At 38.0% G+C, this 11,465-nt stretch carries 12 protein-coding genes and 1 pseudogene; all 13 read right to left on the bottom strand.

Annotated features, from left to right (window positions below; translation table 11 throughout):
* Window positions 1–230, bottom strand: a 230-nt coding sequence (locus tag ABYK33_RS09490; RefSeq protein WP_373032916.1) for a glycosyltransferase, incomplete at its 3' end; no start/stop codon positions are given.
* Complete coding sequence (locus tag ABYK33_RS09485; protein ID WP_373032915.1) at window positions 227–916, bottom strand: glycosyltransferase family 2 protein; 690 nt, start codon at window positions 914–916, stop codon at window positions 227–229. The genes ABYK33_RS09485 and ABYK33_RS09490, both read right to left, overlap by 4 nt.
* 17 nt (window positions 917–933) lie before the next feature.
* Window positions 934–1,818, bottom strand: a complete 885-nt coding sequence (locus tag ABYK33_RS09480; protein ID WP_373032914.1) for a glycosyltransferase family 2 protein — start codon at window positions 1,816–1,818, stop codon at window positions 934–936.
* 36 nt (window positions 1,819–1,854) lie between these two features.
* Entirely contained in the window at window positions 1,855–2,739 is an 885-nt protein-coding gene (locus ABYK33_RS09475; RefSeq protein ID WP_373032913.1) for a hypothetical protein, read from the bottom strand.
* The gene (locus ABYK33_RS09470; protein WP_373032912.1) at window positions 2,714–4,129 is read right to left on the bottom strand and encodes an MBOAT family protein; all 1,416 of its coding nucleotides are present in this window, start codon (window positions 4,127–4,129) and stop codon (window positions 2,714–2,716) included. Before ABYK33_RS09470 ends, ABYK33_RS09475 begins: the two co-directional genes overlap by 26 nt.
* A 107-nt stretch (window positions 4,130–4,236) precedes the next feature.
* Window positions 4,237–4,899, bottom strand: coding sequence for a CatB-related O-acetyltransferase (locus ABYK33_RS09465; protein WP_373032911.1), 663 nt, complete (start codon window positions 4,897–4,899; stop codon window positions 4,237–4,239).
* Window positions 4,899–5,819: a hypothetical protein gene (locus ABYK33_RS09460; protein WP_373032910.1), complete on the bottom strand. Its 921-nt coding sequence runs from the start codon at window positions 5,817–5,819 to the stop codon at window positions 4,899–4,901. Before ABYK33_RS09460 ends, ABYK33_RS09465 begins: the two co-directional genes overlap by 1 nt.
* Window positions 5,816–7,075: a glycosyltransferase family 2 protein gene (locus ABYK33_RS09455; RefSeq protein ID WP_373032909.1), complete on the bottom strand. Its 1,260-nt coding sequence runs from the start codon at window positions 7,073–7,075 to the stop codon at window positions 5,816–5,818. Before ABYK33_RS09455 ends, ABYK33_RS09460 begins: the two co-directional genes overlap by 4 nt.
* 9 nt (window positions 7,076–7,084) lie before the next feature.
* Window positions 7,085–7,954 carry a class I SAM-dependent methyltransferase gene (locus tag ABYK33_RS09450; RefSeq protein ID WP_373032908.1) on the bottom strand — a complete coding sequence of 290 codons (870 nt, stop codon included), beginning with the start codon at window positions 7,952–7,954 and terminating at the stop codon, window positions 7,085–7,087.
* Window positions 7,951–8,595: a CatB-related O-acetyltransferase gene (locus ABYK33_RS09445; protein WP_373032907.1), complete on the bottom strand. Its 645-nt coding sequence runs from the start codon at window positions 8,593–8,595 to the stop codon at window positions 7,951–7,953. Before ABYK33_RS09445 ends, ABYK33_RS09450 begins: the two co-directional genes overlap by 4 nt.
* Before the next feature lie 23 nt (window positions 8,596–8,618).
* Window positions 8,619–9,461, bottom strand: coding sequence for a glycosyltransferase (locus ABYK33_RS09440; protein WP_373032906.1), 843 nt, complete (start codon window positions 9,459–9,461; stop codon window positions 8,619–8,621).
* Window positions 9,462–9,468: 7 nt separating this feature from the next.
* Entirely contained in the window at window positions 9,469–10,701 is a 1,233-nt protein-coding gene (locus ABYK33_RS09435; RefSeq protein ID WP_373032905.1) for a flippase, read from the bottom strand.
* 206 nt (window positions 10,702–10,907) lie between these two features.
* Window positions 10,908–11,465, bottom strand: a pseudogene (locus ABYK33_RS09430) (porin); the annotation flags it as partial.

Raw genomic sequence — 11,465 nt, 5'->3', positions numbered from 1 at the left:
ATAGCTCTCTTAATAGCAACATTATGAGCAGCACCATACCCAAGGTTTTTTCCGTTAAAGATATAGGTGACGCGGGGGTCGTCCGAGAGGACGTGCAGCTTATCCGTCGGTGAGTTGTCTATTAGGTAGAGATGAACATCCAAATCCGTGTTTAAAAAGCTGGCAATCGCCTTGTTTAAAACATCGGGCGCATTGTTGTAGATAACGATGGAGGCGGTAACAAGACTCATTTTCTGAACCACCTTTTGGCCAAGTTCACGAGCAGAAGGATGCGCATGTTTATTTTTTCTTTTAAATTGTAAGGACTTTTTGAGGCACTTGCAGATGCATTGGTCTCATGCCTGCGGTAGCGGACAAGTGGCTCTTTACAAAAGTAGACTTTTCCGAACAGCTCGGCGATCAGCCCTAGCCACCAATCGTGCATCGGTGTGTTTTCGGGGAAGGGAAGTGCATGGTCAAGGATCTTACGGTTGAAGGCCATTGTACAGCCTATATATGAGTTCTTGACGATATTTTTAAAGAGTCCGGATGACGAACCATTAAGTTCATAAAAAGAGGTTCCAAGCGGTGTACCATCGGCATCGATGAGACGCGCATCGCTGATGACAAGGTCATATTCTTTGAGGTGTAGTAACATTATGCCGACCTTTTCCGCTTCCCAGAGGTCATCCTGATCGGAGAGAAAGATGAACTCGTTTTTGGCCTGTTTGAGCGCATTCTCAAAGTTAAAGACAGGGCTTCTGAAAGACTGCCCTTCAAGCAGAGTGATCTTATCTGAGGGGTAACTTTTGATGATCTCTACCGTACGGTCTGTTGAGCCGTCATCGGAGATGATTACTTCGTCGCCGTCTGAGAGCTGGCATAGGATGGAGTCGAGCTGCTCTTTGATGTAGCATTCGCCGTTATACGTTGCCATACAGACCGATATCATGCTTAATTCTCTTCTCTGTTCAAAACTTTTTTGACTTTTTCTTTTAGTATTTCTTTAAAAATGCGAAAAATATAATACAAATTGAGCTTAGTACTTTTTTCTTGCACCATCCACATCTCTAAAATACCATCAACTCTTTTCACATCGGAGATACCGCCAGATGTAATGGACGAGATCACAGTATCCGTGTAATGAAACTTTGCATCTTTGATATAAGCATTATAGAAAAATGCAAAATCAGATGTTATTTTAATACAGGTGTTGTAAAGGTGCGATTTATGGTATTGCGAAGAGATAAAAACACTTTGATGACTGAATTGAGAAGCTTTCCATATTTCACTAATATACCCAGCGCGTGCAATACGTGTTTTATGCGGGTATCTGACCTCATGATCGCCATAAAGGATGTCAATATCATCATAACTGGACGAGCTAAATAGATTTGTGAGCGTATCTTTGTTGAAAAAAGTATCCCCGGCATTCATAAAATTAATCCATTTGCCGTTCGCTAAAGAGATGGCTTTATTCATTGCATCATAAATTCCGCCATCTTTTTCACTGACCCAATAGTCAATCTGCTTTTCATATTTTTTGATGATGTCGAGTGTTCCATCAGAACTGCTGCCATCAATAATGAGGTATTCTACATTATCATAGGTTTGGGCAAGAACACTTTTAATCGTCGTTTCTAAGATTTGTTTACCATTAAAAACAACTGTTATAACTGTGATTAGCGGTTTGTCGATATGTGAGTTTTTAACGTATCCTTGTGTTCTAAGCCCCCCTTTACCTTGTCGATTATGCTCGTCAGGGAAGGATGATGACGTTTTAAGTGCCATTTTCCTTTGTAGGTCTTTCTCTAAAGTATTGCTGTTGATATCAGGCATTTAGAACCTTGTTTATACCATTGAAAAAAAAATAATTCATTTTGTATCTCCTTCTGGCGATTTTTTACGTCTATCTACATTAATTAAAAATACTTTACTGTATGCATATGCACTTTTGTATAAAAGGTGTATTCCATCAGTTGTAGTATAGTCACTATTTACAGGTTCTTGCAACCAGATGTTCATCTTGAAATGATCTCGTATTATTTTTCTTTGTTGTTTTGCTTTGATCGAATCAGCCAAATTCGTGTCGATAGGCATCTCAAAAAATAAAACCTCTACCCCACGATTTTCAAAATATGAGATCAGACTCTCGAGCGCATCCAGCTCTTTTTGATAATCAGTCAAGGGGGTGCCATAAACTTTCTCTTGTATTAGTATATTGGCATTGAAAACTTTGATGTTCCTGGTATCGTTCATATACTCGTCGTGAGTTTTACCATAAGAGCCTTTGAGTGTTGAAAGAAGAATGCTCAAAGGCTGGTACTTCTCTTGCAGTGCGGGTATATATTTTTTAGCTTTGTATGCAACGGGATAAAAAAGAGCATCTAAGAACTTTTCATCTTTAGCCCGAAAAATAATATTGTTCTCTATATAAATAGTCTTGGGTATAAATCCACTTTTTTTTATTATTTCAAGTCCTGTAAGTACACTACCCCCGTCAAATGAGAGGTTAAAATAATTTTGTGGGAAAAACTCTTTTCTCATTCTCGCAGCCATGGAAGAGCCTACTATGATGTTTTCTGGACTATTGCCATAAATAAAATCTTGAGCAAATGAATAGTTCTGTTGCCATTGATTTTGATACATAACGATCTTTGGCTTTTGGATCACCAGGTAGAGATTGTACGTAAAAAACAGTGCTCCAAATATAAAAAGGAGTTGTTTAATCTTGCTAAAATTGAAAGTAAATGAATGCACCGCTACTCCCGCTATTGGTTACGATCAAAAATAATAGGACCGCATAGACATATGCGTTATTCATAAAATTTTTCTTTTGCTTCATGTGGACTAAGTAATTCAGATGATAAATAAGTATTGGCAAAGAATAAAAAAATATCATAACCAAGATACCTTTGTCGTGTGGTAAACCAATATTAGAGATGATTGCGGCTAAGAAGTTCAGTACTTGTGAAAAATCAGGCAGTTTAAACAATAGCCAGCCAAGAGTGATGAGACTAAAAACAAAGAAGGTCTTAACAAAAGTAATGAAAAAATTAGAAGGAAGGTTGATGTACCTGTGTCCATAACGCTCGAGCATCAGTAACATTCCGTGATAGCCGCCCCAAACCATATAACTCCAAGCAGCTCCATGCCAGAGACCACCTAAAAGCATAACGATGATTAAGTTTAGATAAGTTCTACGTTCCCCCCGTCTGTTACCTCCAAGCGGTATATAGAGGTACTCTTTTAGCCAAGTGGATAAAGAGATGTGCCATCTGGTCCAAAATTCAGAGAATGATTGTGAAATATAGGGGAAATTAAAGTTTATCGGTAAATCGTAACCATATAGTTTTGCGATTCCAATAGCGATCAAACTATACCCGGCAAAATCAGCAAAAATCTGCACTGAATAGCCAACAAGCAAGGTCACTAAAGTGAAGGAAGATAAACTTTCAAAATATGGATAAGTCATCCAGAAGGTCTGATTTTTCAAGTTGTCAGCAATCACCATTTTTAAGAAATACCCAAGTATAAGTATTTTGATTGTTCCATGAAAATCTATATCCTTAAAATATTTCGTTTTTATTTGCGGGTAGAACTGATACGCCTTGACAATAGGACCTGCAACCAACTGTGGGAAAAAAGTGATAAAGAAGAACGTGTCAGTGTAATGCTTTCTGAAATTCTTATCTACATGAAATAAAGGACATTCACTTTGATGATTTGAACGGTACAGGTCAATAACCAGACTTATGCCTTGAAACGTATAAAAAGATATGCCAACAGGTAAAGGAATTAAAATCAATAACTCGCCGATACTGCTTACGTGACCGAGATCGTTTAAAACTGTTCCAAAGAGAGGGCTATACTTAAAAAATGCCAATACGGTTAGATTAAAGAGAACACCAATAAAGGCATATCGCTTTTTCTTTTTTGATGAATTCTCAAAATAAACGAGATAACTTGTGACAGCATTTATAGAAGCAGAGATAAAAAGTAATAAAAGTAGATATGGTTGCCCGTAAGCGTAAAAAATAAAACTTGATGTAATTAATATCGGTGTCTGATATGCACGTAGATGTTTGCAATAAAAGAAAAACAATGTAAGTATGACTAAAACAACAAAGGGGAAACTAGTAAATAACATGCTTTAGAGTCTCTCCCCAATAAGTTGTTTCATTAACAACTGCGTGATAATAATGAGAGCATTTTACTGTCATCCGAGTTTACAATTTATCTTTTCTTGTGCTACTGTCACTCTAAAAAGTTTTCAATGTTATGAAACTTTTTAAAATTGTTTTTTAGGTACTGGAAATCCATATTCCACCATTTTAACTCCAACAGCCTGGAAATTTCTTTTTTGTTAAACCTGTACCTGATAATTCTTGCAGGCACACCGCCGGCGACAGCGTAGGCAGGAACATCTTTAGTCACGACTGAACCGGCAGCGATTATCGCACCGTCTGCAATATTGACGCCATCCATAACTATCGCATTTGCACCTACCCATACGTCGTTGCCTATTGTGATGTTTTCATATTCGTTAAAATAACTTTTGTCTGCGAATGAGACCTGAGCTTGTTTGGCAGCAGAAAAGAATATTGGATGTGATGATACAAAAGTAGCTGAGGGATGTTTTCCCAATCCGATCCTGCAATCAGCTCCTATACTGCAGAATTTTCCTATTGTTGTATGACAGATATGCGTACTTTCCGCTACATAGGTAAAGTCATCCAAGATAACGTGTTTTAAAACAACCTTCTCATAAAGCGTATTGTACCGGCCGAAATTACTGTTTGTTACATAGGCCATATAGCCAATTTTAAGATGTTTTTTTCGGTTTTTGTACTCTAGAATTTTTGATTGAATGAGACGTGCCAACCAAATAGAGAATGGGTTTTTAAATAAATTCTGCATCATTTTTCCATCAACAATATTTTTTTGAGATACTTTTTGAGTTTATTTTTTAGAGGTGTGTCAAACGCTTTATTAAATCGCCGGATAATATTTTCATCGAGCTTTATATTAGTATTGTAACGAATGCAGGAATTATCACTAAGTTCAGTGTGACTGTATATAGGATCGGATTCTTCAATACAATGAATGCCACTGCTGTCATGCCCTATATTGTTCACAAAAGATATTTTTGGATAAATGGTATATTTGCTGGTTTTATAGGCGTGGTAGCACCAACGTATATACCATGAATCCAGTTTTCCCTTCATCTGATCTTCTAGCATAACGCTCAAGTCTGTTCCACCTCGATTAAATGCTTTTATCTTCGTGGCAGAAGAGATAAATGATTGAAAATCTTTTATTTCCCAGTCAATGTCTTTCCACTCATCTTTCCATGTTCCCCAACCCCATGACATGGGTCGGATATGCACATAAATATCCTCGGCAAAATCATTTGAAAACTGCATAAATTTCGAAGAGAAACTAAACCCTGTTACGGACAAAACGTTTTTGTTCTCTTTGTAAAATGTTAAAGCTTCGTTCATGAACTTTAAAAAATAAGGGCTTGTCACCAAGTCGTCTTCAAGTACGATGATCTTTTCATATTTGTTGATGATATCAGTAACACCGTTTATAATTGAGTTTGCAAGTCCCCAGTTGTGATCTCTTTCAATGATGGTTACTTTTTTAAATCCATTGATCTGTTTAATATACTCGCGTACTTGATCTACATTTTCTTGTGCACCACTGTGTTTAGGAGCATCGCTATAAACAAATAGTTCACTTTCGCTGGCCAATGCGTTTTCTTGGAGTGCTTCTACAGTTTTCTGTGTATGCCAAGGGCGGTTATAAACAAAAAGAACTATCGGGGCCAGTTTCATTTTTTAATCATTTGTGTAATTTTGTTTTGAACAAACGCTGAGGCTTTTAACAAGTCCATATTTGCATCTTCGCACCAGCTGACATAATACGTTATTCTACTACGATGAAGGAGTCTATAGACTTTACGCAGAACCTTATATACAAAGATGAGAGGCATCGATAAGAGCATGAAAACATTGATCAGCATGTATGTGCATATTATACTGAAACTGCTACATCTGTTTTCATCTAATATTTTATTGAAGCTGACTAGACGCTCTGCTCTTTTACTTGCCATTCGTTTCGAGTGTTTGACTTCATATAACACAGAGCTGAAAAATAGAATTTTAAATTTTTTTGATACTAAAAAACTGTTAAGCCTCGGGTTTCGTAACATTTGTGTCATTAGTAGAGCCTGCCAAAAATAGATTGCGATATTCCCAAAAGAGAAATCTCCGGCTAACTCGTGGTACTTTAATTTACTGTTCGATACCTTTTTTTCATACTCTTTCTTTAACAATTCAAGATTCTCGCGATCTTCTTTTTTTGCCTTTTTCGAATCACCGCTTATTGCCATGCCGGCACTCTTCGGAGAGGACCCTACCCAGCCTAAAGGAATATATGACTTTAAATATTTGTTTTCTAGGCTACATGCGATGGCAGCAAGATTCGCATCTTGAGGATGACAGGAAAACACTTTCCCCTTTTGTTTGGAACGTGCTTCATCAAGTAGGTTTTTATGAAAAAGTGCGGTTGTGTACATTTGAGGTAATTCAAAATAGTATTGAAACCCTAGAAGAGCTTTTAATGCTTCTATCGTAAAGTTATGTACTTTTGTTTTATTTTTGGCAGTATATCCAACAGCGATATCGCCATAAGCATGTTCACAGCCTTTCCAAAAAAAATATGCCCTTGAAGACATGATCGTTCGCAACCCTTTTTCCTCGGCCTCAACGATTAATGTATCTGCTAATTGAAAAAAATAGGGCTGTAGACCGTCATCTTGTCCTACAAAGATTTGCCATTCCCCACATGCATGAGAGAGCGCCCATTCCCAGTGTTCTGTCATACTTAAAGAGTCAGGTGGATATATTACAGTGACATTTGGGTGCTCAAAAGTCTCCAAGAATTCTCTTGTTCCATCGGTAGAATGGTCATCACTGACGATGAGCTCATAATCTTTGTAATTCTGGGCGGTTATGGTCTCAATGCATGTTGGAAGGTATTGAACACCATTGAATGTCGGAATGATAATTGAGTATTTGGGAGTATTCATAGTATTCCATTATCCATTATTGAAAAAACTTTTTAATTTTTTAGCCATCTTGTGTTGAAAACTGTCTTTCGGAAATATCTTGGATATAAGATTTCGTCTCTTGAGTTTGCCTAATTCACCGGAAATGGCAGACCACTGAATATCCATTTTAACATCATTCACCTGCTTTAACTGAGACGGGGCTTTGTCCGAAGGAAGGGCTTTGACAATATATTGGTATACAAAAGAGTGCGGATCTTTTTTAATATATCGTTTAATAGAACCTGGCACCTTTAACGTGTTGGTAGAAAAGTATGCCACTTTTGGTTTACACTCCTGAACCTCTAGACCCAGACTGGTCAGCATGGAGCTGATAGATTTATAGGTATAAAATTTTATATGTGTTCTGTCCAGTATCCCTGTATCGGTATAAGTGAAATCATCCTGTAAAAGCCCGACTTTAATATCACAAAAGGCAATATTTGGAATAGAAATAATCAAAAAAGCATCTTTTTTCAGAAGTTTTTTGAGCGAACTTACAACGTTTTCGGGGTTTGCAAGATGCTCAAGAACATCAAGTAAGGTGATAACATCAAAATAGTTGAAATATTGGGTGTAGTCTTTTTCATTAAAATCATTCAGATCTATTTGATGAATCGATTGATAGGCATGTGTACCTGAAGCTATTGCAATGCTTCCTGCATCATATTCCATCCCAAACATTTTGCACTCTTTGTTTTTATGTAACAATTCGCCAAGATCTCCGCATGCACAACCAACATCTAAAACACTATAACCTTTATCAATATAATCGAAAGCCATAATCCGAACATCGTTTTTTTGTTCGGCGTTGAGTGATATTCTATAGATATCTGAGCGATTATCAGGTTGGTTTTTCATTTCTTATCCTTATTCGCGAACAAGGTTTCAATCTGATGTAATGTTGTACTGTTTATGTTGCTATAGAACAGGTCTAAATGTTCTTTAATGACTTCTATCGGCAAATCAATGATCCGAAGAGGCAAAAGACGATCTATGACCTCTTGTTCAAATCGATATTTAATGATCTTTGCAGGTACACCGCCGACTATACTGTACGGGGGTACATCTTTTGTGACGACAGAACCAGCGGATATGACGGCACCTTTACCAACTGTCACCCCGGATAGAATGGTAGCGCCAAAGCCGATCCAGACTTCATCGTCAATATGAATGGAACCTTTAGACCGCATATCGGCAGAAGATCGTGAACCGGTTAAAACTGTTTTCAGAGGAAATGGCGTGAATGTGTCCAGTTGGTGATTCTCATGAAGCAAAAAATGCACATTGGTCGAGATAGAAACGAAATCGCCAATGACCAGTTTGTCCCCTTTATTATGCAGGTCGTACGTCAACAGGTGTAATTCACCGTAGGAATAAGAGCCTACCTGCACAATGTCGAGCGGAAACATGTTGACAGGTTGTACGCTGTTGTGTTCATTCTTTCGGTTCCATTGACGATAAAAAGTATTGCGTTTTTTACTGTCATGTAGGCGATTCATTATTGACTTTAGTAGGTGTACAATCATTTCTGTAAAATCCGTTTGCTCAGTGATACAAGCTTGCGCACTATCTTTTTTAAGAGGGAGGTAGGCTTGTATGGCGTGCCACCCATCGTAATCCACTTTGAATAGTTGTCGTTCCACTGGCTGTTCTCAAGGCCATTCCAAAATTTTGGTTGTCCGTATGCGTGTAAGATCTTTGCATTTTCAGCCAGGGCCTTATCTGTTGGATGTGGGGAGTATACTTTACTGTCAATCGGACAAATTTCAAGATTAAACTCCTGTATCATAAAATCAAATATAGCCTGTTCGGCAAGCTTTAATTTGCTGGCATACTTATTTAAACTGATAATGCAGAAATTATAAAGTTTCGTATAATCGGCATGATCCTGGAAAACAAAAATACATCCGCAGATGCCTTCATCCTGCATGTTGTACTCTTTAATCTCTTCATGCAGCTGCACGCTAACCTTCTGTCCCGACGGCATCATCTTAATGCCTGACTCACATTTCTCTAAAAGAGAAGATAAATCTTTTAAAATAACCATGTCTGGGTCTAAGTAGATTACATTCTTATACTCATCCAATAATCGCAAACATTCATATTTGGCATACGCCATAATCGTAAAATATTTCAATGTGTCTTGATTGAATTTAGATAAATCATCAACGGGGATATTGTATTTTATTTCCCTGGTTGGCAAAATTAAGTTTAAACGTAATAAATCGTTTGGATCTATTCCATTATGTATTATTACAACTTCATCAGCTATTGCAGGTGATAGTTTTTTTATATCCATCATGATGTTGGCAACTGCAAAGATCAAGTCCGATGATATAGTGAATACAACAGCATTTTTCTTCATTTTTTTCCTATCGATTTAATATATTAGCTTTTTTTTCAATCAAATAGACATTTAACAGTACGGAACTCCAGGCTACGAACAGTGTAGTCATAGCAGCGCCGGTACCACCATAAATTGGAATATATATATAGTTAAGTGACAAATTTACTACGATGGCGTAGATGGAAGTATATAAACTTACTTTTGTGAGTTTTTCGATCATTGCAACTTGTGTGTATACGAATAAAGTAATGTATGGTACCCCTGACCAGATTAGAATAGCCAAATAGCTTGTAGCGTTAAAATACTTATCGCCATACAGTAATTCAACGATCATCCCTGATAAGCAGGAAACTATTAGTGCAAACGGAATTGCAAAACTGGCCATATAGGTAACAGTTTTGACAATACGGTGTTTGTATACCGGATGACTTTGTTGTTTAGCTGAAATAATCGCAGGATAAATGGATGCAGAGATAACAACAGGTATTATCAGCCAAAGTTCTGATATTTTGATAGCAGCGGCATAGTTTCCAACTATTCCAAAATTTGTCATATTTCCAAGCATAACCTGATCTATTCGCATATTTATGACGGAAGCGATTCCTGACAAGATTAATGGCCAAGAATCTAGTAATAAATCGGTTGCTAGGGGCTTTTTAAATTTTAGATTTTTAAAACTGAAATCAGAATTTTTTAAGAAGAAATACACGAGTCCACATGCCAATACGAAACTGTCGAAAAGGACAACCCAGGCAAAAGCGATAAGGGGCGCTTCATTGAGGATAAGTACTATTTTTATTAGAGATGATGAGAACAGGCTTATAATATTTGCATAGACAACATATTTACTCAGTACCTTGGATTGAAAATAAAAATCGATGATATTGAAGCTTTGGAAGATAGTTGCTGAGGCGATAATGAAAATAAGAGTGTTGGTAAAATGGTCATTAGAGGTGACGTTTATGGCTATTGCCAAGATCAGTAAAACTAAAAAAGCTCCAGTAAGTTTGAGGAAAAAAGCAGTGCCGATAAGCTCATCTCTGCGCCTTTCATCTTTCACCAATTCGCGAATAACGATGCCATCCAATCCCAGTGTTGCAATAACTGTAAACAGCCCTACAAAACTTATTGCATACGAAAAGAGTCCAAACTGTTCAGGGCCAAGATATCGGGCGATCCAAATACCTATAAAAAGCCCTAGGGCCATTCGTAGAATTTTCTCACCAAAAAGCCATGAAGTATTTTGAAAATATCTCATAAAGCCTTGATGGTTTTTAAGGGATTTTAATTTTGCAATCATGTTACGATTTTTGCCGCTGATTCAATTTAACTGTTCTCTTTTCAAAATGTGACTGGACATTATTAATAAAATTTATTTATTTTATCTTATTAGTAAGGGGATGTTGTTTAAGGTGCTTTTGTATGTCTGATTTTTTTACTTTTTGGCTGAATCAAATAACCACGTTAAAACTGCTGCTTCAAGATCAACCGGAAAAAGCCGGCGTCATCTTGCCTGTCATAATTTACTTTTTCATACCGAAGATAGGCGGAGGTGTTGACGCCGACATGGTGGAGGAGGTGGGCGTAGACGGAGACGAAGTCTCCTGTCGGGATGTCTGCGTAATCCGTTTTCGTCAGCCACAGTGCCACTTCGGTCGTTCCGTACTTTGGAGAGCTAAAGATATCGTAGGCACTTTTGAGAGACCAGGTCTCTGGGCGGTTGTTTTTGCGGCCGTTGGCGATCATGGAGGAGGTGTAGACCTTGCTCAAACCGCCGTAACCGCTGCTGATACCGCTCTGACCCCAGTTCTTCGAATAGCTTAACTGCATGTCCAGGTCGTTGTAGTTTACGCTGACTTTGAAGGCGGCGAGGTTGACATCGTCGCCGCCGAGAGGGCTTGTGGTGTTGGCCAGGGAGTCGCTGCCGCCGCTGGTGTAGGTCCTGATATACTGCACCCCGGCACAAAAGAGGGTGCTTTCAGTGAGGCTGCGTCGGTATTCGTACTGCAGGTAGAGGGCGTT

This window comes from Sulfurovum sp. (assembly GCF_041562805.1).
Lineage (GTDB): Bacteria > Campylobacterota > Campylobacteria > Campylobacterales > Sulfurovaceae > Sulfurovum.
Note: the sequence above shows the minus strand (reverse complement) of the source record. Positions and strands in the feature narration are given on the sequence as shown.